Origin of the sequence: Streptomyces sp. NPDC092370 (genome assembly GCF_044755265.1) — a bacterium.
Lineage (GTDB): Bacteria > Actinomycetota > Actinomycetes > Streptomycetales > Streptomycetaceae > Streptomyces.
Genome location: NZ_JBIVQO010000009.1, coordinates 50850 through 72834, shown reverse-complemented (window position 1 = coordinate 72834; position 21985 = coordinate 50850). Strand labels below are relative to the sequence as shown.

Below are 21985 nucleotides of genomic sequence, written 5' to 3'. Positions count from 1 at the left end.
CCGGCACTGTAGGGCGCGAACCGGACCCGCCGGACACCGGCTTACAGGGGTGTGACGTACGCCCCCGCGATCCCGCCGTCCACCAGGAAGTCGGTGGCGTTGACGAAGGAGGAGTCGTCGCTGGCCAGGAAGGCGACGGCGGCGGCGATCTCCTCGGCCTCGGCGAACCGGCCCAGCGGGATGTGCACCAGGCGGCGCGCGGCCCGCTCGGGGTCCTTGGCGAACAGCTCCTGGAGGAGGGGCGTGTTGACCGGGCCGGGGCACAGGGCGTTCACACGGATGCCCTCCCGGGCGAACTGCACGCCCAGTTCCCGGGACATGGCGAGGACACCGCCCTTGGAGGCCGTGTACGAGATCTGCGAGGTCGCCGCGCCCATCCTGGCGACGAAGGACGCCGTGTTGATGATCGAGCCCTTGCCCTGGCGCCGCATGTAGGGGATGGCGGCCTTGCAGCACAGGTAGACGGAGGTGAGGTTGACCTCCTGGACGCGCTTCCAGGCCTCCAGGCCGGTCTCCAGGATGGAGTCGTCGTCGGGCGGGGAGATTCCGGCGTTGTTGAAGGCGATGTCGACGCTGCCGTAGGTGTCGTAAGCGGTCCTGAAGAGCGCCTCGACCTCGTCGGGATCGGTCACGTCCACCTTCACGAAGGTGCCGCCGGTCTCCTCGGCGGCGGCCTTGCCACGGGCCTCGTCGACGTCGCCGCAGACCACGTGCGCGCCCTCGGAGGCGAGACGGCGGGCGGCGGCCAGGCCGATGCCGCTGCCCGCTCCGGTGACGACGGCGGTACGGCCGACCAGGCGGCGGCAGATGTTTTCCTGGGCAGTCACTGTGCGGGGCCCTCCGTGTTGATGAAGACGTTCTTGGTTTCGGTGAAGGCGGCCAGGGCGTCGGGGCCGAGCTCGCGGCCGACACCGGACTGCTTGTAGCCGCCGAACGGGGTCCAGTAGCGGACGCTGGCGTGGGAGTTGACGGACAGGTTGCCGGCGCGGACGGCCTGGGAGACGCGAAGGGCGCGGCCGACGTCCCGGGTCCAGATGGAGCCGGAGAGGCCGTAGGGGGTGCCGTTGGCCAGCCGGATCGCGTCCTGCTCGTCGGTGAAGGGCAGCAGGACGGCGACCGGGCCGAAGATCTCCTCGCAGGCCGCCGCCGAGTCGGGGCTCTCCCCGGTGAGGACGGTGGGCGGGAACCAGAAGCCCGGGCCTTCGGGTGCGCTGCCGCGCAGGGCCGGGGCGTCGGCGGGTACGAACGCGCGGACGCGGTCCCGTTGCTGCCGGGAGATCAGCGGGCCCATCTGGGTCTTGTCGTCGGCCGGGTCGCCCACCACCACGGCGGCCAGCGCCTCGGCGAGCAGCTCGCGGACCTCGTCGTAGACGGACTCCTGGACCAGGACGCGGGTGCGGGCGCAGCAGTCCTGACCGGAGTTGTCGAGGAAGGAGAAGGGGTCGACGGCGGTCTTGAGGTCGGCGTCGGCGAAGACGATGTTGGGGCTCTTGCCGCCGAGTTCGAGGGTGACGGGCTTGACCTGTTCGGCGCCGAGGGCCGCGACGCGCGTCCCGGTCCGGGTCGAACCGGTGAAGACGATCTTGGCGACTCCGGGGTGCCGGACCAGGGCGTCGCCCGTGATGTCGCCGCGTCCCGGCAGGACCTGGAAGAGGTGCTCGGGGAGCCCGGCCTCCAGGGCGAGTTCGGCGAGGCGCAGCGCGGTGAGCGGCGTGGTCTCGGCGGGCTTGAGGAGGACGGCGTTGCCGGCCGCGAGGGCGGGGGCGGTGCCCCAGGCGGCGATCGGCATGGGGAAGTTCCAGGGCGCGATCACGCCGACGACGCCGAGCGGTTCGAGGATCGTGACGTTCAGGCCGCCGGGCACCGGGATCTGCCGGCCGGTGAGCCGCTCCACTCCCCCGGCCGCGTAGTCCAGCAGGTCGCGGACGTTGCCGGCCTCCCATCGGGCGTTGCCGATGAGGTGGCCGGCCTCGCGGACCTCCAGGCGGGCCAGTTCCTCGAGGTGCTCGTCGACGGTGGTGGCGAAGCGGCGCAGGAGGCGGGCGCGGTCGCCCGGGGCGAGGGAGGCCCAGATCCGCTGTGCCCTGGCGGCGTGGGTGACGGCCGCGTCGACGTCGGCAGGGCTCGCCCCGGCGACGGCGGCGACGACCTCCTCGGTCGCGGGGTTCAGTACTCCCAGAAGGTGCTCGGAAGACAAGAAGGGCCTCACAGACGTTCGAAGGAGCGGCGCAGCTCCCAGTCGGTCACCGCGGCGTCGAAGGCGTCCAGTTCGACGCGCGCCATGTTGCGGTAGTGCGCGACGACCTCGTCGCCGAAGGCGGCCCGGGCGATGGGGCTGTGCTCCCAGAGCTCGGCGGCCTCGCGCAGGGTGGTGGGGACGTGGTCGAGGTCGGCGGCGTAGGCGTTGCCGGGGCAGGGTTCGGGCAGCTCCAGCTTCTGTTCGATGCCGTGCAGTCCGGCCGCGACCAGTCCGGCGACGGCGAGGTAGGGGTTGACGTCGCCGCCGGGCAGTCGGTTCTCGAAGCGCAGGGAGCGGCCGTGGCCGACCACGCGCAGCGCGCAGGTGCGGTTGTCCTGGCCCCAGGCGACGGCGGTCGGCGCGAAGGAGCCGGGCTGGAACCGCTTGTAGGAGTTGATGTTGGGGGCGTAGAGGAGGGAGAAGTCGCGCAGGGCGGCGAGCTGGCCGGCGAGGAAGTGGCGCATGACCTCGGACATGCCGCCTTCGAGGTCGCCGGCCATGGCGTTGGTGCCGTCGGCGTCGGCGAGCGAGAGGTGGATGTGGCAGGAGTTGCCCTCGCGCTCGTTGTACTTGGCCATGAAGGTGATCGACATGCCCTCCTGGGCGGCGATCTCCTTGGCGCCGGTCTTGTAGACGGAGTGCTGGTCGCAGGTGACCAGGGCCTCGTCGTAGCGGAAGGCGATCTCGTGCTGGCCGGGGTTGCACTCGCCCTTGGCGGACTCGACGGTGAGGCCGGCGCCGGCCATCTCGTTGCGGATGCGGCGCAGCAGGGGCTCGATGCGGCCGGTGCCGAGGACCGAGTAGTCGATGTTGTACTGGTTGGCCGGGGTCAGGCCCTTGTAGCCGGCGTCCCAGGCCTGTTCGTAGGTGTCCTTGAAGACGATGAACTCCAGCTCGGTGCCGACCTGGGCGGTGTAACCGAGTTCGGCGAGGCGCTCCAGCTGGCGGCGCAGGATCTGCCGGGGGGCCGCGACGACCGGGGAGCCGTCGCTCCAGGCGAGGTCGGCGTGGAGCATGGCCGTGCCCGCGTTCCAGGGGACGCGGCGCAGGGTGGTGAGGTCGGGGTGCATCGCGAAGTCGCCGTAGCCGCGGTCCCAGGAGGACATCGCGTAGCCGTCGACGGTGTTCATCTCGGTGTCGACGGCGAGCAGGTAGTTGCAGCCCTCGGTGCCGTGCCGCAGGACCTCGTCGAGGAAGAAGCGTGCGGCGAACCGCTTGCCCTGGAGTCGCCCTTGCATGTCGGGGAAGGCCAGGACGACAGTGTCGATCTCACCGCCCGCGACGAGGGTGTGCAGTTCCTCGACGCTCAGCGGGGGTGTGCGGTCTGCCACGGGACGGCCTCCTAGGCTCCTTGGATCCGCTGCCTTGGATCCGCCGGGAGCCATAAGGTATTGCGGAGAACCATTGCTTGGGAAGGGGGTGCGGCCACATGCCGGAGGAAGCTGACGGCGGTTGGGTGGAGCGCGACGGGCTGACGCCGGTGCTGCGACCGGTGCGCGCGGGCAACGGCTTCGAGGAGGCGCTGGAGCAGATCCTGCAGGTCGTGCGGCTGGGCCTGGTGCCGGGGGGCGAGCGGCTGCCGGCCGAGCGGGAGCTGGCGGAGCGGCTGGGGATCAGCCGGGTGACGCTGCGCGAGGTGCTGAAGGTGCTCCAGGACCAAGGGCTCGTCGAGTCGCGGCGCGGGCGGTACGGCGGCACGTTCGTGCTGCCGCGCGCCGACGCCGTCGGCGAGGACGAGCTGCGGCGCCGGATCGCCGAGGTCGACATAGAGGACGTACTGCGGTTCCGGGAGGTGCTGGAGGTGGGCGCGGCCGGCTTGTGCGCGGCGCACGGACTGGAGCGCAAGCAGGCGGACCGGCTGCGCGAGGCCTTGGCGCGCACGCACGACGCGCCGCTCGCCGAGTACCGCCGCCTGGACACGCTGCTGCATCTCACGATCGCCGAGCTGTCCGGCTCCCCCACCCTCACCGCCCAGTACGCGGCGGTCCGCGCGACGGTCAACGACCTGCTCGACTGCATCCCGCTGCTGGTGCGCAACCTGGAGCACTCCCAGCGCCAGCACACCGCCCTGGTGGAGGCCGTGATCGAGGGCGAAGCCGACCAGGCGCGGGAGATCGCGCGCGAGCACTGCGGGGGGACGGCGGCGCTGCTGCGGGGCTTCCTCGGCTGAGCCGGACGGTGTCGCGGCGCGGTGAGGTTTTACGGGCGATTAACGCACGGGTCTTGCCTTCCCCCGGTCGGCACCGCAAAGGTATGGCTCCATTCCATTGAGCCGTAGCACGCTCGTCCCCGTGACCGCCGCCGCCCCGTCGGGAGTCAGCCCATGTCCCAGGAACCCACCGTCACACCCGCCGCCCCGGAGGGCGACGACTATCTGGAACGCAGAGCACTGCGCCGCGGCAGCGCCGGCTGGGTGCTGCTGACCGGCCTCGGCGTCGCCTACGTCGTCTCCGGCGACTACTCGGGCTGGAACTTCGGCCTCGCCGAAGGCGGCTTCGGGGGTCTGGCGATCGCCATGGTGCTGATGGGCGCGATGTACACGTGCATGGTCTTCGCGCTCGCCGAGCTGTCCTCGATCCTGCCCACGGCGGGCGGCGGCTACGGCTTCGCCCGGCGGGCGCTCGGCCCGTGGGGCGGCTTCCTGACCGGCACGGCGATCCTGATCGAGTACGTCCTCGCGCCGGCCGCCATCGTCATCTTCATCGGTGACTACGTCGAGTCGCTCGGCCTGTTCGGCCTGGAGTCCGGCTGGCCGATGTACCTGATCTGCTTCGCGATCTTCGTCGGCATCCACCTGTGGGGCGTCGGCGAGGCGCTGCGCTTCAGCTTCGTCGTGACCGGCATCGCGGTGGTCGCGCTGATCGTGTTCGCGCTGGCGGCGCTGCCCGAGTTCTCCTTCGCGTCGCTGGACGACATCCCGGTGGACTCCTCCGCCGCGGGATCGAGTTCCTGGCTGCCGTTCGGCCTGCTCGGGATCTGGGCGGCGTTCCCCTTCGGCATGTGGTTCTTCCTCGGAGTGGAGGGCGTGCCGCTGGCCGCCGAGGAGACGAGGGAGCCGGCCCGTACGCTGCCGAAGGCGATCCGCTGGTCGATGGGGATCCTGGTGGTGCTGGCGGTGGTCACGTTCTTCGCGGCGGCCGGCGCGCGCGGCTCCGCGGCCGTCCAGGAGGCCGGCAACCCGCTGGTCGAGGCGCTCCAGCCGAACGGCGAGGCGACGACCCTCAGCCGGATCGTGAACTACGCGGGCCTGGCCGGTCTGGTGGCGTCGTTCTTCTCCCTGATCTACGCGGGCTCACGCCAGCTGTTCGCCCTGTCCCGCGCCGGCTATCTGCCCCGCTTCCTGTCGCTGACCAGCCGCCGCAAGGCCCCGTATCTGGGCCTGCTGGTGCCCGGCACGATCGGCTTCCTGCTTGCGGCGGTGTCGGGCAACGGCGCGCGGATGCTGAACATCGCCGTCTTCGGCGCGACCATCTCCTACGCGCTGATGTCCCTGTCGCACATCGTGCTGCGCCGCAGGGAGCCGGAGCTGGAGCGGCCGTACCGCACGCCGGGCGGGGTGCTGACGTCCTCGGTGGCCCTGGTCCTGGCGTGCGCGGCGCTGGTCGCGACGTTCCTGGTGGACGTGACGGCGGCCCTGATCGCGCTGGCGGTGTACGCCGTGGCTGTCGGGTACTTCGGCCTGTACAGCCGCAAGCGGCTGGTGGCGAGCGCGCCGGAGGAGGAGTTCGCGGCGCTGGCGGCGGCCGAGGCAGAGTTGGCACGGGACTGAGGCGTCGAGCGGTGAGGGAGTTGTCGTGGGCAGGCCGTTGATCGGGGTCAGCACCTATCTGGAATCAGGTGCGCGGTGGGGCGTGTGGGAGCTGGAGGCCGCCCTGCTTCCGGTCGGCTACCCCCGGCTGGTGCAGCGGGCGGGCGGCCTGGCCGCCATGCTGCCGCCGGACGACCCGGAGCACGCGGCGGCTGCCGTCGCCCGCCTGGACGGGCTGGTCATCGCGGGCGGGCCGGACGTGGAGCCGGTGCGCTACGGGGCGGAGCGCGAACCGCGGACGGGACCGCCGGCGCCGGAGCGCGACGCGTGGGAGCTGGCGCTGATCCAGGCGGCACTGCGGGCCGGGGTGCCGTTGCTGGGCATCTGCCGGGGGATGCAACTGCTGAACGTCGCTCTCGGGGGGACGCTCGTGCAGCACATCGACGGTCACGCCGAGGTCGTGGGCGTCTTCGGGGGGCATGCCGTGAAGCCGGTGCCGGGGAGCCTGTACGCCGCTGTCGTGCCGGAGGAGACGTTCGTGCCGACGTACCACCATCAGGCGGTGGACCGTCTGGGCGCGGGCCTCGTCCCGTCGGCGTACGCGGCGGACGGGACGGTGGAGGCGGTGGAACTGCCCTCCGCCGACTGGGTCCTGGGTGTGCAGTGGCATCCGGAGATGGGCGAGGACGTACGAGTGATGCGGGCGTTGATGGAAGCGGCTTCCGGCGCCTGACACAGGGGACGGGACGCGCCAGGGGGGTCATCCCCGCGTCAGCGACAGCAGGTCCCGCGCCGGGCCCGTGGGGCGATGCCCCGTGGGCCACACCGCTCTCAGGTCCCGCGCCAGGGCCACCCCCTCCACGGGCACCCGCACCAGCCGCCGCATCGCCAGCTCCTCCCCCACGGCGAGTTCGCTCAGCACCGCCGGCCCCGCCCCGCTGACCGCCGCCGCCTTCACCGCCGTCGTGGAGGACAGCTCGATCAGCGGCCGGGCCAGCCCGCCGAGCGCCGCGTCCAGGACCTGACGCGTTCCCGAGCCCTTCTCGCGGAGGATCAACGGGGTCGTCGCCAGTTCGCCGGCGGCCAGCGGACGCCGCCGCCTCGCCCACGCGTGCGTGGGCGAGGCCACGACTATCAGCCGGTCGTGGGCGATGACCGCCGAGTCGAGACCGGCCGGCACCGACAGCCCCTCCACGAACCCCAGGTCCGCCTCGTCGGAGAGCAGCCGCTCCGCGACCACGGTCGAGTTCCCCGCGTGCAACGACACCGCCGTGTCGGGCCGCTGTGCGCGCAGCGCGAGCAGCCAGCCGGGCAGCAGGTACTCGGCGATGGTCATGCTCGCGGCCACCCGCAGCCGGGAGTCGCGGCGCACGCGCAGTGCCTGCGCCCCCACGTCGAACGCCTCGGCGGCCTCCACGATCCGCCGCGCCCAGTCCGTCACCAGCGCCCCGGCGTCCGTGAGCCGGGACCCCCGCGGTGACCGGTCCACCAGCGCCACGCCGAGCTGCCGCTCCATGGACCGGATCCGGCTGCTGGCCGCGGGCTGGGTGATGCCGATTTCCCGCGCCGCCCCACCGAGGCTGCCGAGCCGCGCCACCGCGAGCAGCAGCTCCAGGGCACCCAGATCCGGCACCCGGTGCGCCAGGGTCCCGGCGGCCGAGGGCCCGGACTGTTCATCCGCGTTGCTCATAAACCCAGCTTATGTCGCCATAGAGGCGGGCTCCCTGGTGGTGCGCCTCACCCGGCCCCACCGTGGAGACATGGTCACCGCAGCCCAGCCCCTCACGTACCCGCTCTCCGTCCGCCACCTCGGACCCAACTGGTACGCCACCGTGATGGGCACCGCCGTCGTCGCCACCGCCGGCGCGGCCCTCCCACCGCACGTCCCGGGGCTGCGGGGCGTGCTCACGGGGGTGTGGGCCCTGTCGTTCCTCCTGCTCCTGGCCCTCCTCGCGGGGCGGGCCGCGCACTGGAGCCGGCACCGGGACCAGGCACGCGCCCACCTCCTCGACCCGGCGACGGCGCCGTTCTACGGCTGCCTCGCCATGGCCCTGCTGGCCGTGGGCGGCGGCGCCCTCACCGTCGGCCGGACTTGGATCGGCCTGCGGGCGGCCGTCGCGCTCGACGCGGTGCTGTTCACCGCCGGTACGGTCCTCGGAGTCGCGGCGGCTGTCGCGGTGCCGTATCTGATGGCCGTACGGCACCGGGTGGAGCCCGGGCAGGCCACTCCGGTCTGGCTGCTGCCGCTCGTCGCGCCCATGGTGTCGGCCGCCGTCGGGCCGCTCCTGGTGCCGCATCTGCCGCCCGGTCAGGCCCGGGAGACGCTGCTCCTGTTCTGCTTCGCGCTGTTCGGGCTCAGCCTGCTCGCGACCCTGGTCATGCTGCCGCTGGTCTTCGCGCGTCTGGTGACCGGCGGGCCGCTGCCCCTCGCCCTCACCCCGACGCTGTTCCTGGTGCTGGGCCCGCTCGGGCAGTCCGCCACGGCCGTCGGCGCCTTCGCGGACGTCGCTCCCGGGGTCGTGCCGGAGCCGTACGGCGAGGGCTTCGGCATCCTGGCCGTGCTCTACGGCGTGCCCGCCATGGGGTTCGCGCTGCTGTGGTTCTTCCTGGCGACCGCCCTGGTGCTGCGTGCGCTGCGGCACGGAATGCGGTTCTCGATGACCTGGTGGTCGTTCACCTTCCCGGTCGGCACCTGTGTCACCGCCGCCGAGGCCCTGGGACGCGACACCGGGCTCATCGCCTACGCGGGTCCGGCGGTCGTGCTGTACGCGGTGCTGGTCGCGGCGTGGGGGACCGCCGTCGCGGGCACCGTACGCGGGCTGTTCAGGGGTGAGCTGCTCGCAGCGCCCGGCCCAGTACCCGCGGCGCCTCGGCCAGTGACGGTCCGTACCACGTCAGGTGCCGTCCGCTGACGAGCGCGCAGGGCAGGCCGGGGAAGGCCTCGGGGCCGTCGCCGGCGGTGAAGCGGTACGGCTCGTCGGGGAGGACCACCAGATCCGGTGCCGAGGCGCGGAGTTCCTCCAGCGCAACGCGGGGGTAGCGGTCGGGATGGGTCGCGTGCACGAGGTCGACGCCGAGGCGGGCGAGGACGTCGCCCGCGAAGGTGTCGCGTCCCAGGACCATCCACGGGCGGCGCCAGATCGGCACGACCGCCCTCCGCCGCGTCCCGGGCTCCGGCAGGGACGACCAGACGGCCTCCGCCTCGTCCAGCCAGCGCGGGCGGGCCGTCACCCCGCAGGCGTCCAGCACCCGGGCCAGTTCCCGGAAGGCCTGCGGCACGTCGCGGATCTCCGTCACCAGGACCTCGGCGCCCGCCGCCCGCAGGGCCTGGAGGTCGGGCGCGCGGTTCTCCTCCTCGTTGGCGATCACCAGGTCGGGCGCGAGGGAGAAGATCCTGCCGGTGTCGGGGTTCTTCGTGCCGCCGACGCGCACGACGTCCAGGTCCGGGGGATGCGTGCACCAGTCGGTGGCACCGGCCAGGGCTCCGGGCGCGGACAGGGCCACGGCCTCGGTCAGCGAGGGGACGAGCGAGACCGCCCTCACCGGCGCGGCCGGTCCCGGACCGCCTCGATGTGCTCCGCCACCGCGACGACGATCACGCGGGTGTCCGACTCCGCCGCCCGCCAGCGGTGCCGTACGCCGCCGGTGAGGTACAGCGTGTCGCCGCGGCCCAGGCGGTAGGCGCGCCCCTCCGCCTCGATCTCCACGGCGCCGTCGGCGACGTACATCAACTGGTCGTTGCGGTACTGGAGTTCACGGCCAGCGTCATGGTCGCCGGTGAATTCGGAGGCGTGCATCTGGTGATGCCCGCGCACGAGGGACCGGGTCCGGGGCAGCGGCTCGGTGCCGTCGGCGCGGACCACGTCCACGCTGCACGCCGGGTCGGCCGCGGCGAGCAGTTCCACCGCCGTGGTGCGCAGGGCGTCGGCGACCTTCTCCAGGGAGCCGGTGCTGGGGCGTGCCCGGTCGTTCTCGATCTGGCTCAGGAACGGGACCGACAGGCCGCTGCGCGCGGCGACGACGGCGAGGGTGAGCTCCAGCGCGCGGCGCCGCCGGCGCACGGCCGCACCCACCCGAAGAGGTTGCTCTTTGTGGTCGCCCATCGCTCCGGCTCCCTCCTTCGCCCGTCGATCCGCTCCCCGTGCGACGGTGTCCCGGCGCACTGCTCCTGTCGAGTTGTCTGCACCCTACGCATGTCCGGCAAACCGTTTCATGCGCCCGTCACATCGACGTCATACGGGATGCCGCACGACCTCACACTTCGCGCCAGGGGATCCGCCGACGACGGGGGCGGGGCAGGTCTTGCGCCTGCCGGAGGATCAGGGCACGAGAGGAGGTTCGGGTGTGACGTGGCGCTCTGTGGTTGTCCGGATCCCGCTCGTGGGACCGGGGGTGGGGCCGGGACGCGGCGTGTCGCGCGTCCCACCCCGGAACCCTACTGCGGTGTCATGCGGTTCACCATGTCCGGGTGCTGCCTGGCGAGGGCAGGGCGCCGGCGGTCGACATGCGCAACCAGCCTCGCTCCGGGATGACGTCACCCGATCCCGCCGTCGAACGAAATGCGGGGCGGCTTACACGCAACGCGCACGGCGCAGCGCGTTGCGCAGCGGCGAGTGGCTGTCGGCGGGGTACGGCATGATGCGTGGCGTGACCGGACGACTGATGCTCCTCGACACCGCTTCCCTGTACTTCCGCGCCTACTTCGGCGTCCCGGACTCGGTCAGGGCCCCGGACGGCACGCCGGTGAACGCCGTGCGCGGACTTCTCGACTTCATCGACCGCCTGGTCAAGGACCACCGGCCGGACCTTCTGGTCGCCTGCATGGACGCCGACTGGCGGCCGCAGTGGCGGGTGGAGCTGATCCCCTCGTACAAGGCCCACCGCGTCGCCGAGGAACACGCGACCGGGCCGGACGAGGAGGAGGTGCCCGACACGCTGTCGCCGCAGGTGCCGGTCATCGAGGCGGTGCTGGACGCGGTGGGCATCGCGCGGGTGGGTGTCGCCGGGTACGAGGCGGACGACGTGATCGGCACCTTCACCGCGCGGGCGAAGGGCCCGGTCGACATCGTCACGGGCGACCGCGACCTGTACCAGCTGGTGGACGACGCCCGCGGGGTGCGGGTGCTGTACCCGCTGAAGGGCGTGGGCACCCTGCAGCACACCGATGAGGCGGTGCTGCGTGAGAAGTATGGGGTGGGCGGCAGCGGGTACGCGGATCTGGCCCTGCTGCGCGGCGACCCCAGCGACGGCCTGCCGGGCGTGCCGGGCATCGGCGAGAAGACGGCCGCCAAGCTGCTGGCGGAGTTCGGGGACCTGGCCGGGATTCTGGCGGCGGTGGAGGACCGGCGGTCGAAACTGACTCCGACGCAGCGCAGGCGGCTGGACGAGGCGCGTCCGTATCTCGCGGTCGCCCCGAAGGTGGTACGAGTAGCGGACGACGTGCCCCTGCCGGACGTCTCGACGGCGCTGCCGCGGGCGCCGCGCGACCCGGAGGCCCTTCAGGCGCTGGCGGCCCGCTGGGGACTGGGTGGGTCACTGGAGCGCCTGTTGACGACGCTCGCACGGTGACTTCCTCGCCACAAGAGGTGTGGAGTGGGGACGAGGTGCTAACTTAGGTTAGCCTAACTATGCGAGACAGGGAGTCCTCATGGCAGAGCGACCGGGACGCCAGCCGCGCCGGATCCACTGCGCGCAGGTCGTCCGCACCGAACGGCTGACCCCGCACATGCAGCGCGTGGTGCTCGGCGGCGAGGGCCTCGCCGGCTTCTCGGCGGACACGTGCACCGACCACTATGTGAAGCTGCTGTTCCCGCCCGTGGGCGTGACCTATCCGGAACCCTTCGACCTGCAGCGCGTCCGGGACGAGCTGCCGCGCGAACAGTGGCCGGTCACCCGGACGTACACGGTGCGCCAGTGGGACGCCGAGCACCGCGAGCTGACCCTGGACTTCGTCATCCATGGCGACGAGGGCCTGGCGGGACCGTGGGCCGTGCGCGTCCGGCCGGGCGAGACGGTGCGCTTCATGGGACCCGGTGGGGCGTACGCGCCCGACCCGGACGCCGACTGGCATCTGCTCGTGGGTGACGAGAGCGCGCTGCCCGCGATCGCCTGCGCCCTGGAGGCGCTGCCGCGCGGCGCCAGGGCCTTCGCCTTCGTGGAGGTCTCCGGCCCCGAGGAGGAACAGAAGATCGACTCGGACGTGGAGGTCGTCTGGCTGCACCGCGGCGCCCGCCCGCGCGGCGAGGCGCTGGTCGAGGCCGTGCGGGGCCTGGCGTTCCCCGAGGGCCGGGTGCACGCCTTCGTCCACGGCGAGGCGCACTTCGTCAAGCAGCTGCGCCATCTGCTCCGCGTGGAGCGCCACGTCCCGCGCGAGGACCTCTCGATCTCCGGCTACTGGCGCCGCGGCCACAACGAGGACGGCTGGCAGGCCTCCAAGCGCGAGTGGAACGCCCGGATCGAGGCGGAGCAGGAGAGCGTGTCCGCGGCCTGAGGGCGGTCAGCCACCGGGCGGCGCGGTGCGCGGGCCCGGCTGATCCCCCCCGGCCCGCACCTGTGCATGCAGATGCATGTCGTGCCATCCGTCCGGCTGCCGGACGGCACTGCGCTTGGTGCCCTCCAGCGCGAAACCGCTCCTGGTCGCGACACGGCATGACGCCTCGTTGCGCACCGCGTGCAGGAGTTCCAGCCGATGGAAACCGGCCTCGTCGAAAGCCCAGTGGGTGAGCGCGGCCGTGGCGCGGGCCGCCACGCCCCGGCCCCGGGCCGCCGGAGCGGTCCAGTACGCCACCTCCGCCGTACCGTCGTCGAGCCGTAGCTCGCGCAGCGCCACCCGGCCCACCAGCGCGCCGGAGTCCGCGCCGGCCACGGCCCAGTGCGCCTCCCGCTCGCCCTCCCACGCCTGGTGCCAGGCGTGGATCCAGCCGGTGACCTCCGCCACGGAGTCCGCGGCGCGGGCGTGCCACTGGTGCATCACCGGGTCCTGGAAGACCTCGTACACCGCGGGCGCGTCCCCGGCCCGCCAGGGCCTCAGGACGAGTCCGCCGTCGGCGGGAAACGTGGGTTGCGGACGGCCTGCGAGTGTCCCGGCGGTCAGGACCGGGCCGATGAGGAACGGCATGCCCGCATCCTGACAAGGACCCGCCGGTGCTCCCAGTGGTTTTTCCCGCGCACCGGCCTCGTACGCTGGGCCGCGATGAGACGCAAGACCCCCACCCCGCCCTCTCCCCTGCCGCAGCGCCACGGCGTGGACCCGGTGCGGGTGCGGCTGCCCGTCGCGGGGCCGTGGCGCACGGTGCGCGAGCATCTGGTGGAGCGGCTCTCCGGGGCGGGCGCCGGAGTCGTCGACGGCATGTTCGACGCGGGCCGGATCGTCGGGGCGGACGGGCGGCCCGTCGCGGCGGAGGCGCCCTATGTGCCCGGGATGTTCGTGTGGTTCCACCGGGACCTGCCCGACGAGGTACCGGTGCCTTTCCCGCTGGAGGTCGTGCACCGGGACGAGCACATCGTCGTCGCCGACAAGCCGCACTTCCTCGCCACCACCCCGCGCGGCGGCCATGTCGCCGAGACCGCGCTGGCCCGGCTCCGCCGCGAACTGGACCTCCCTGCGCTCACCGCCGCGCACCGCCTGGACCGGCTCACCGCGGGACTCGTGCTGTTCACCGTGCGCCCCGAGGAGCGCGGCGCCTACCAGACGCTGTTCCGCGACCGCCGGATCCACAAGGAGTACGAGGCCGTCGCCCCGTACGACCCCGCCCTTCCCCTGCCCCGGACCGTGCGCAGCCGGATCGTGAAGGAGCGCGGGGTGCTCACCGCCCGGGAGGTGCCGGGCGAGCCCAACGCCGTGAGCCGCGTCGAGCTGGTCGAACACCGCGACCCGGGCGGACTCGCCCGGTACCGGCTCACGCCCGCCACCGGGCAGACCCACCAGTTGCGCGTCCACATGTGCGCCCTGGGCGTACCGGTCCTCGGCGACCCCCTCTACCCCGAGGTGACCACCCCCGTGCCGGCCGGTGACTTCCGGCGACCGCTCCAACTGCTGGCGCGGATCCTGGAGTTCACCGACCCGGTCACGGGCGTGGAGCACCGGTTCCGCAGCGGCCGGGCGCTCGCGGCCTGGGCGTCCTACGACCGGTGGGTCGCCGGGACGTACCACGGCCCGCCGGACGGTCAGTAGCCGCGCCACCAGCTCAGGAAGCGCTGCCAGACACCCCCCCGGCCATGCGGTTCCGCGACGGCCGGCTGCGGCGGCACCGGGGCCGGCTGGGGCTGCACCGGTGCGGGCTGCGGCTGGGCGACCGGGGGCCGGGGCTGTGCGGCGGCCGGCTGAGGCTGCGCCCCGGCCGGTACGGCCTGCGGCTGCGCGGTGCCGATCTGCCAGTCCGAGCGCTGCGCGGTGACCGGCTTGTGGTTCGGCACCTCCTGCACGTCCTGCGGCGGCTTGGGCGAGAACTGCACCGGCAGTTCCATCAGGTGCCGGGAGGCGATGGACGCCGTCCAGCGCAGCTCCTCCTCGTCGCAGTCGAGTTCGACGTCCGGCAGCCGCATCAGCAGCGCGTCGACGCCCACGTCGGCGATGGAGCGGCCGATGTCCTGCCCGGGGCACTCGTGCGGGCCGCCGCCGAAGGCGAGGTGGGAGCGGTTGCCCTGCATGCTGGCCTTGAGGTCCGGCCGCACCCGCGGGTCGACGTTGGCGGGAAGCGGCGCGAAGAGCAGCCCGTCGCCCCGGCGGATGCGCTGCCCGCCCAACTCGGTCTCCTGCTTGGCGAAGTAGGCGAAGACCGTGCTGAACGGCGGCTCGTTCCACAGGGACTGTTCCACCGCCTCCGGCACCGTCATCTGACCACCGTTGAGCTGGGCCCGGAAGCGCGGGTCGATCAGGACCGTGAGCAGCACGTTGGACAGCAGGTTGGTGGTGGCCTCGTAGGCGGCGAAGAGCACCAGGCGCAGGTGCTCCCTGACTTCGTCGTCGCTCAGCCGGGACGGGTGGGTGATCAGATAGCTGGCGAGGTCCTCCTCCGGCTGGGCGCGGCGGGCCGCGGTGAGCCGGCTGAGGGCGTCCATGACGTGGGAGTGGCTGGCGATCGCGGTCTCGGTGCCTTTGAGCGCGTCACGGGCGGCCTCGACGAGCCGGTCGTCGTACTCGTCGGGCATGCCGAGGATCTCGCACATCACCGCCATCGGCAGGTGCTCGGTGAACTGGCTGACGAGGTCCGCCTCGCCCGCCTCGCAGAACCGGTTGACGATCGCCTGCGTGCTGCGGTTGATGTAACGGCGCAGACTCCGGAAGTCGATGGTGGAGATGGCGCCCATGACCGCGCCGCGCAGCCGCTTGTGCTCGTCGCCCTCGGCGTGCGAGGCGATGGGCTGCCAGGCGATGTGCGGCATCAGCGGGTGATCGGGCTTGACGAGGCCCTCCCTGAGCGGGGTCCAGATACGGCTGTCCCGGCAGAACTGCGAGGGCGAGCGCACCATGTGCAGGTTCTCGGCGTGGCCGAGGACGATCCACACGGGCACGTCGTCGTGGAGCAGTACGGGCGCCACGGGACCGTGCTGGTCCCGCAGTTGCTCGTACAGCGCTCCCAGGTCCTCCGCCTCGTGCAGCCGGTGCAGTCCCCCGGGCCCGAGGCCGTGCGCGGGGCAGCCGGGGGGCGGGCCGGGCCGGAGGTCGTCCGTACTGGTCGGGGCGTGGGATTCAGGCGTCACAGTGATCGCTCCGAAACTGAAGGGAATCCAGGTGTCTGGGGGGAGGTGTGGGGGTGGGCGCTACGGGTCAGGTGAGCGAGCCCGTCATGGCGAGCGAGTGCAGGAAGCGCATGAGGGTCATCAGGACATCCCGGCTGGAGGCCCGCCGCCGTGCGTCACACTCGATGATCGGGATGTCCGGCGTGAGGTCGAGGGCCGTGCGCAGCTCCTCGACGGCGTAACGCGGGGCGTCCGGGAAGGAGTTGATGGCGACCACGAACGGCACGCCGCGTTCCTCCAGGCGCCCCATGACGTCGAAGCTGACCTCCAGCCGCCGGGTGTCGACCAGTACCACCGCGCCGAGCGCACCCTCGAACAGGCCGTTCCACAGGAACCAGAAGCGCTGCTGGCCGGGTGTGCCGAAGAGGTACAGCACGAGCTGGTCGGTGATGCTGATCCGGCCGAAGTCCATGGCGACGGTGGTGGCCGTCTTGGACGCGGAGCCGAAGTTGTCGTCGACACCGATGCCGGCCTGCGTCATGGTCTCCTCGGTCGTCAGCGGTGTGATCTCGCTGACGGAGCCGACCATGGTCGTCTTGCCGACGCCGAAGCCACCCACGATCACGATCTTGGCCGCGGCCTGTGCCGTGTGGGGCAGCTGGTCCTCGGTCCGGGGGCCCGGGATGGTGTCAGAGCCGTTGAAGTCCATTCATCACCGCTTCGAGGAGGGAACGGTCGGTGCGCGCCTTGCGGACGATCGGGGCGCGCGCCTGCACCAGTTCCGCCGTCAGCAACTCGGTGAGCAGTACGCCCATCGCGCTGAACGGCAGGTGGAGGTAGGCCGACAGCTCGGCCACGGACAGGGGGGCGGCGCAGAGTCGGAGCAGCGCCGCCTGCTCGGGAGAGGCGGAGGGCGGCGGGTCCGTGGCACGTGCCACGATCAACGTCACCAGGTCGAGCTCGGCACGTTCACCGTCCGGGCCGGCCACCACGTACATCCGCTCGGGGTTACCGGGTTTGCCCTCACTCTCCTCGGGCGTGGGCGGTTCCGATGCGACATCGCGCCTCTGGCGTCGGGGAGGAGTCATACGATCTGCCCGTTCCGCCGGGGCGGACTGGTGAGGTGTCCGCCGATCCGGACGACCAGGTCGCGCATCATCGCGCTCATCCGGCCGGGTTCGCACCGCACGTCGGAGAGCACCGCGAGGAAGGCGTTGGCTCCGGCGCTCATCAGGTAGAAGTAGCCGCGGTCGATCTCGATCATGACCAGCTTCATCTCGCCGTCACCGACGGTGAGTTCCTGGCAGATGCTGCCCGCGAGGGACTGCAGGCCGGCGCAGGCCGCGGCGACCCGGTCGGCCGCGTCGGGCTCCCCGCCGTAGCGGGCGATGCGCAGACCGTCGGCCGAGAGCACCACGATCATCTCGATGCCCGGCACGCCGTCGGCGAGCTGCTTGAGCATCCAGTCGAAGTTGCCCCGTTGCTGGATCACTTGAGGTCCCCCTCGTCGTCGGCCTCCATGGGGGCCGGGTCGTTGATCAGGTGCAGGTACTTGGTCGGGTTCCGAATGAAGTCGGTCGGGTGCGTGCCGGGCTCGATGCCCTGCTTGAGCCCCTCCCAGAAGGCTTCGAGGCCCTTGCCGGGGGCATCGGGGGCCGACATGTCGAGCAGGGGCTTCTGCTCGGGCTCCTCGGTGGCCCAGGGGTTGAACTCGCCCCGTTCGGCGGCCTCCCGGTCGGCCTTCTCATTGGCGGCCTGCTGGGCGAGCCGCTCGGCGAGGGGCATCTTCACCCTGCTGCGGCGCTGCGGCAGGCCGTTCGCGGTCCACTCGGTGACCTCGGGGACGTCGTCGTCCTCCAGGGAGACCGTGGCGGGGATCTTCGGGCTGGTGGGGCGGCGCCTCTTCGGCGCGCGCTTCGGGCCCTCGGGAATGCCGACCGTCATGGGGATACCGGTGGCGCCGATGCCGTGGGCGAGTCCGACACCGGGCTCGTGGGTGATCATCTCGCTCGGCACGATGAGGATGGCCCGCACGCCTCCGTACGCGGAGGCGCGCAGCGAGACCTGCATGTTGTACGCCGTGCAGAGGCGGCCCACGACGGCCAGCCCCAGGCGTGGGTGCTCGCCGATGTCCTGGAGGTCGACGCCCGCCTTGGCGGCCTCCAGCATGCCCTCGATCCGGGCGCGGGCCTCCTCGTTGAGGTTGACACCGCCGTCCTCGATCTCGATGCACACGCCGGTCTGCACCTCGGTGGCGGTGACGTGCACCTTGGTCTGGGGCGGCGAGTAGCGCGTGGCGTTGTCGAGGAGTTCGGCGGCGGCGTGGATGACCGGCTCGACGTAGATGCCCTTGACGCTGACCTTGGCGATGGAGGACAGCTGGATGCGCCGGTACTCCAGGATGCGGGACATGGCGCCGCGCAGGGTGCTGTACAGGGACACCGGCTCGGGCCACTGCCGTCCGGGGCGGCCACCGCCGAGGACGGAGACGGAGTCGGCCAGGCGGCCGATCAGGGCGTTGCCGTGGTCGATGCGCAGCAGGTCGTCGAAGACCTCCGGGTTGCGCCCGTGGTCCTCCTCCATCTCCCGGAGTTCCTCGGCCTGCTGGTGGATGATCGCCTGGACGCGGCGGGCGACACTGACGAAGGAGCGCGCGGCGGCGTCACGCATGGTCACTTCGCGGTCGACGATCTTGAGCACCGTCAGCAGTGTCTCGGCTTGCGGCGCGGGGAGGTCACGGAACGCGGGGTTGGCGAAACCGAGTTTGCGAATCACCTCCCTGGGAGGTTCCCCGGTGCGCAGCAGGTCGAGCGCGGCGGGGACGAGTTCCCGCGAGAAGCGGACGAGTGCGCTCTCGTGGGCGGCGATCCGCTGCTCCAGATGCTCGGCGTGCCGGGTGTGCTCCGCACGCTGGTTGCGCAGGTCACGGCCGCGGCGCACCGCCTCGGCCGCCGTGGCGAGCACCAGCGCGGTGGCGATGCCGCCGCACCAGCCGACGGCACCCCGGGCAGGCTCCGCCACCAGGGCGACGGCGGCTCCGGTCGCCGCGGCCATGACTATGGCGGGCAGCAACAGCACGCGCGCGTAGGGGAGTTCACGGCGACCGGGAGGGGATTGAACACTCACCATGTGGGCCTTCTGACAGGAGTCGACTGAGGTTCGGGGGGACTTACAGGGGGTAGGTCAGGAAGATGTCGGGTGCTTCCGCATATTGGGGAACAAGCGCACGAATTCAGCTCAAGCCGGTGCGCTGCGGGCGAGCTTAGTCCGACCGGATCATCGCCATGTCATATTCAGCAACTGCCGGAAACCGGATGCGAAGGGATAGTACGCTCAGTCGTTTGCACGCTACGACACCGTTCGAATACTGCGCGTAGCAGCGAACGAGCGTACGAAAGCCCACTCACCGCGACGGGTGAATGGGCTTCAGTACACCGTTGCTCCCGGGGGTGCGCCTCACCCCACCGACGAGTAGGCGACGACTCCTCGCAGCAGCAGATCAACGGCCTTGCGCGCGTTCTTCACCACGGAAGACCCCTGCGGAGCAGCCGCGGCGATCTGCCCCAGCACATCGATGACCTGCTTGCACCAGCGCACGAAGTCCCCCGCCGGCATCTCCGCCTCGCGCAGCACCTCGTCGAGGCCCTTCCCGGAAGCCCACATGTACGCGGCCCAGGCGAATCCCAGATCGGGCTCACGCTGCCCGACCCCTTCGGTCTGGGTGATCCGGAACTCCTCCTCCAGCGCGTCCAGCCGCCCCCAGATCCGCACCATCTCGCCCAGCGCGGCCTTGGCCTTCCCGGACGGCACCTTCGGCGCCATGGCATCGTCCGCGGCCCGCGCCTCGAACACCAGCGCCGAGACACACCCGGCCAGTTCGGCCGGGCCGAGGTCCTCCCAGACACCGGCACGCAGACACTCGCTGGCGAGCAGGTCCAGCTCGCCGTACAGCCGTGCGAGCCGCTTGCCGTGCTCGGTGACCTCGTCGCCGCGCAGGTAGTCCAGCTCGGTGAGCAGCGCCACGATGCGGTCGAACGTGCGGGCGATGGTGTTCGTACGGCCCTCGATCCGCCGCTCCAGCTGCGAGGTGTCGCGCAGCAGCCGGTGGTACCGCTCGGCCCAACGGGCGTGGTCCTCACGGTCGTTGCAGCCGTGGCAGGGGTGCGCACGCAGCGCGGCGCGCAGCCGGGCGATCTCGCGGTCGTCGGCCGCCTGGGAGCGCCGCTTGCGATGCCGATCGGCCGGGATGTGCCCGGCCTTGGTGCGCAGCGCCGACGCGAGGTCCCGACGCGACTGCGGGGAACGAGGGTTGAAGGACTTCGGGATCCGCATCCGCTCCAGCGGCTCGACCGGCACCGGGAAGTCCATGGACGCCAGCCGCTTCACCTGCCGCTCGGCGGTCAGCACCAGCGGGCGCGGCCCGTCGTGGTGCTCGAAGCCGCGATGGCCGTTCGAACGGCCCGCGGGCAGGCCAGGGTCCAGCACCAGCGCCAGGCCCGCGTACTTGCCGGTGGGCACGTGGATGACGTCACCGGGCTTGAGCTTCTCCAGCGCCACGGCGGCCTCCGCCCGCCGCTCCGCCGCGCCCTGCCGGGCGATCTCGTTCTCCCGGTCCTTCAGCTCCCGGCGCAGCCGCGCGTACTCCTCGAAGTCGCCGAGGTGGCAGGTCATGGAGGCCTTGTAGCCCTCCAGGCCCTCCTCGTTGCGCTGCACCTGCCGGGAGATGCCGACGACCGACTTGTCCGCCTGGAACTGCGCGAACGACGTCTCCAGCAGCTCGCGCGAGCGGTGCCGCCCGAACTGCTCGACCAGGTTGACCGCCATGTTGTACGACGGCTTGAAGCTGGAGCGCAGCGGATACGTGCGCGTCCCGGCCAGACCCGCGAGGTGCTCGGGGCTCATGCCGCGCTGCCACAGCACCACGGCGTGGCCCTCGACATCGATGCCGCGCCGTCCGGCCCGGCCCGTCAGCTGGGTGAACTCGCCCGGGGTGATGTCCGCGTGCTGCTCGCCGTTCCACTTGACAAGCTTCTCCAGCACCACCGACCGGGCGGGCATGTTGATGCCGAGGGCGAGAGTCTCGGTGGCGAACACGGCCTTGACCAGGCCGCGCACGAACAGCTCCTCGACGACCTCCTTGAAGGTCGGCAGCATGCCCGCGTGGTGGGCGGCGATGCCGCGCTCCAGGCCCTCCAGCCACTCGTAGTAGCCGAGGACGTGCAGGTCTTCCGTCGGGATGGACGCCGTGCGCTCCTCGACCAGGGCGCGGACCCGCTCGCGTGCCTCCTCGTCGTTGAGCCGGAGTCCCGCGAACAGGCACTGCTGGACGGCGGCCTCGCAGGCGGCGCGGCTGAAGATGAACGTGATGGCGGGCAGCAGCCCCTCGGCGTCGAGCCGCTCGATGACCTCGGGCCGGCTCGGCGTCCAGATGCGGGAGCGCTGCCGGCGCTCACGCTCGCGGTCGGCCTCGCGCATGGACCGGCCGCGCCGGCGGTCCTGGTACGACGGCCGGCTCGCCTCCATGCGCGCCATGCGCGTGAGGTCGGGGTTGACGGCCTTCTTGTGGCCCTCGCCCTCCTCGAACAGGTCGTACATCCGCCGCCCGGCCAGCACGTGCTGGAACAGCGGCACGGGCCGGTGCTCGGAGACGATCACCTCGGTGTCGCCGCGGACCGTGTCGAGCCAGTCGCCGAACTCCTCGGCGTTCGACACGGTCGCCGAGAGCGAGACCAGCGTGACCGACTCGGGGAGGTGGATGATCACCTCTTCCCATACGGCGCCCCGGAACCGGTCGGAGAGGTAGTGCACCTCGTCCATGACCACGTAGCCGAGGCCCAGGAGGGTCTGGGAACCGGCGTACAGCATGTTCCGCAGCACCTCGGTGGTCATCACGACCACGGGCGCCTCGGAATTGACGCTGTTGTCGCCGGTGAGCAGGCCCACCTTGTCCGTGCCGTAGCGGCGGCACAGGTCGGCGTACTTCTGGTTCGACAGCGCCTTGATGGGTGTCGTGTAGAAGCACTTCCTGCCCTGCTGGAGGGCGAGGTGGACGGCGAACTCGCCGACGATCGTCTTGCCGGAGCCGGTGGGCGCCGCGACGAGCACGCCCTTCCCCGCCTCGAGCGCCTGGCAGGCCTCGATCTGGAAGGGGTCGAGGCCGAAGTCGTACATCTCGCGGAAGGCGGCGAGTGCGGTGGCCTGCTCGACAGCACGCTTGCGGGCTGCCGCGTACCGCTCGGCCGGGGAGAGATCCTCTGTCATCGTGCTGTCGAGCGTACCGGGCCGCACTGACAACAGGACGATCATTATCCGGATCC

The 21985-nt window shown here is 72.0% G+C and carries 20 protein-coding genes; 7 read left to right on the top strand and 13 right to left on the bottom strand.

The window, feature by feature from the left end:
* Window positions 1-41: 41 nt before the first annotated feature.
* The 3 genes from ACIQHQ_RS25570 to ACIQHQ_RS25560 are packed head-to-tail and all read right to left on the bottom strand — an operon-like array spanning window position 42 to window position 3570.
* Window positions 42-827 (bottom strand): 3-oxoacyl-ACP reductase, encoded by a 786-nt coding sequence (locus tag ACIQHQ_RS25570; protein WP_402615505.1) that lies wholly within the window; start codon window positions 825-827, stop codon window positions 42-44.
* A complete protein-coding gene (locus tag ACIQHQ_RS25565) occupies window positions 824-2197 on the bottom strand; it encodes an aldehyde dehydrogenase family protein (protein ID WP_402615503.1) in 1374 nt (457 codons plus the stop codon). The genes ACIQHQ_RS25570 and ACIQHQ_RS25565 overlap by 4 nt, the downstream gene beginning before the upstream one ends.
* Before the next feature lie 8 nt (window positions 2198-2205).
* Window positions 2206-3570, bottom strand: coding sequence for a glutamine synthetase family protein (locus ACIQHQ_RS25560; RefSeq protein ID WP_402615500.1), 1365 nt, complete (start codon window positions 3568-3570; stop codon window positions 2206-2208).
* A 98-nt stretch (window positions 3571-3668) separates the two neighbouring features.
* Here ACIQHQ_RS25560 and ACIQHQ_RS25555 point away from each other — a divergent pair, with 98 nt between their 5' ends.
* The 3 genes from ACIQHQ_RS25555 (at window position 3669) to ACIQHQ_RS25545 (ending at window position 6720) form a co-directional block, all read left to right on the top strand.
* On the top strand, window positions 3669-4409 hold the full coding sequence (locus tag ACIQHQ_RS25555; RefSeq protein ID WP_402615498.1) for a FadR/GntR family transcriptional regulator: 741 nt from the start codon (window positions 3669-3671) through the stop codon (window positions 4407-4409).
* A 153-nt stretch (window positions 4410-4562) separates the two neighbouring features.
* On the top strand, window positions 4563-6008 hold the full coding sequence (gene eat, locus ACIQHQ_RS25550; RefSeq protein ID WP_402615495.1) for an ethanolamine permease: 1446 nt from the start codon (window positions 4563-4565) through the stop codon (window positions 6006-6008).
* A 37-nt stretch (window positions 6009-6045) separates the two neighbouring features.
* A complete protein-coding gene (locus tag ACIQHQ_RS25545) occupies window positions 6046-6720 on the top strand; it encodes a gamma-glutamyl-gamma-aminobutyrate hydrolase family protein (RefSeq protein WP_402616038.1) in 675 nt (224 codons plus the stop codon).
* A gap of 27 nt (window positions 6721-6747) precedes the next feature.
* Here ACIQHQ_RS25545 and ACIQHQ_RS25540 read toward each other — a convergent pair whose 3' ends face one another.
* Window positions 6748-7677: a LysR family transcriptional regulator gene (locus ACIQHQ_RS25540; protein ID WP_402615492.1), complete on the bottom strand. Its 930-nt coding sequence runs from the start codon at window positions 7675-7677 to the stop codon at window positions 6748-6750.
* A gap of 70 nt (window positions 7678-7747) precedes the next feature.
* Between ACIQHQ_RS25540 and ACIQHQ_RS25535 the strand changes: the two genes are divergently transcribed.
* Window positions 7748-8899 carry a TDT family transporter gene (locus ACIQHQ_RS25535; RefSeq protein ID WP_402615489.1) on the top strand — a complete coding sequence of 384 codons (1152 nt, stop codon included), beginning with the start codon at window positions 7748-7750 and terminating at the stop codon, window positions 8897-8899.
* Here the strand turns inward: ACIQHQ_RS25535 and ACIQHQ_RS25530 are convergent.
* Complete coding sequence (locus tag ACIQHQ_RS25530; RefSeq protein WP_402615486.1) at window positions 8811-9530, bottom strand: helical backbone metal receptor; 720 nt, start codon at window positions 9528-9530, stop codon at window positions 8811-8813. The genes ACIQHQ_RS25535 and ACIQHQ_RS25530 overlap by 89 nt on opposite strands.
* On the bottom strand, window positions 9527-10090 hold the full coding sequence (locus ACIQHQ_RS25525; protein WP_402615484.1) for a helix-turn-helix domain-containing protein: 564 nt from the start codon (window positions 10088-10090) through the stop codon (window positions 9527-9529). Before ACIQHQ_RS25525 ends, ACIQHQ_RS25530 begins: the two co-directional genes overlap by 4 nt.
* A 535-nt stretch (window positions 10091-10625) precedes the next feature.
* On the opposite strand from ACIQHQ_RS25525, the gene ACIQHQ_RS25520 reads away from it, so the two are divergent.
* Both ACIQHQ_RS25520 and ACIQHQ_RS25515 read left to right on the top strand, forming a co-directional pair.
* On the top strand, window positions 10626-11555 hold the full coding sequence (locus ACIQHQ_RS25520; RefSeq protein WP_402616035.1) for a 5'-3' exonuclease H3TH domain-containing protein: 930 nt from the start codon (window positions 10626-10628) through the stop codon (window positions 11553-11555).
* A gap of 79 nt (window positions 11556-11634) precedes the next feature.
* Window positions 11635-12477, top strand: a complete 843-nt coding sequence (locus ACIQHQ_RS25515; protein ID WP_402615481.1) for a siderophore-interacting protein — start codon at window positions 11635-11637, stop codon at window positions 12475-12477.
* Window positions 12478-12483: 6 nt separating this feature from the next.
* Here ACIQHQ_RS25515 and ACIQHQ_RS25510 read toward each other — a convergent pair whose 3' ends face one another.
* Window positions 12484-13104: a GNAT family N-acetyltransferase gene (locus ACIQHQ_RS25510; RefSeq protein ID WP_402615478.1), complete on the bottom strand. Its 621-nt coding sequence runs from the start codon at window positions 13102-13104 to the stop codon at window positions 12484-12486.
* 75 nt (window positions 13105-13179) lie between these two features.
* On the opposite strand from ACIQHQ_RS25510, the gene ACIQHQ_RS25505 reads away from it, so the two are divergent.
* Window positions 13180-14160 (top strand): RluA family pseudouridine synthase, encoded by a 981-nt coding sequence (locus ACIQHQ_RS25505; protein ID WP_402615475.1) that lies wholly within the window; start codon window positions 13180-13182, stop codon window positions 14158-14160.
* Here the strand turns inward: ACIQHQ_RS25505 and ACIQHQ_RS25500 are convergent.
* From ACIQHQ_RS25500 to ACIQHQ_RS25475, 6 genes are all read right to left on the bottom strand, one after another.
* Complete coding sequence (locus ACIQHQ_RS25500) at window positions 14154-15689, bottom strand: cytochrome P450 (RefSeq protein WP_402615472.1); 1536 nt, start codon at window positions 15687-15689, stop codon at window positions 14154-14156. The genes ACIQHQ_RS25505 and ACIQHQ_RS25500 overlap by 7 nt on opposite strands.
* 67 nt (window positions 15690-15756) lie before the next feature.
* Window positions 15757-16377, bottom strand: a complete 621-nt coding sequence (locus ACIQHQ_RS25495; protein WP_402615469.1) for a GTP-binding protein — start codon at window positions 16375-16377, stop codon at window positions 15757-15759.
* On the bottom strand, window positions 16358-16756 hold the full coding sequence (locus ACIQHQ_RS25490) for a DUF742 domain-containing protein (RefSeq protein WP_402615466.1): 399 nt from the start codon (window positions 16754-16756) through the stop codon (window positions 16358-16360). The genes ACIQHQ_RS25495 and ACIQHQ_RS25490 overlap by 20 nt, the downstream gene beginning before the upstream one ends.
* Window positions 16753-17160, bottom strand: coding sequence for a roadblock/LC7 domain-containing protein (locus ACIQHQ_RS25485; protein ID WP_390990839.1), 408 nt, complete (start codon window positions 17158-17160; stop codon window positions 16753-16755). Before ACIQHQ_RS25485 ends, ACIQHQ_RS25490 begins: the two co-directional genes overlap by 4 nt.
* Window positions 17157-18797 carry a sensor histidine kinase gene (locus ACIQHQ_RS25480; protein ID WP_402615463.1) on the bottom strand — a complete coding sequence of 547 codons (1641 nt, stop codon included), beginning with the start codon at window positions 18795-18797 and terminating at the stop codon, window positions 17157-17159. The genes ACIQHQ_RS25485 and ACIQHQ_RS25480 overlap by 4 nt, the downstream gene beginning before the upstream one ends.
* Before the next feature lie 327 nt (window positions 18798-19124).
* Window positions 19125-21974: a DEAD/DEAH box helicase gene (locus ACIQHQ_RS25475; RefSeq protein WP_402615460.1), complete on the bottom strand. Its 2850-nt coding sequence runs from the start codon at window positions 21972-21974 to the stop codon at window positions 19125-19127.
* Window positions 21975-21985: the final 11 nt, after the last annotated feature.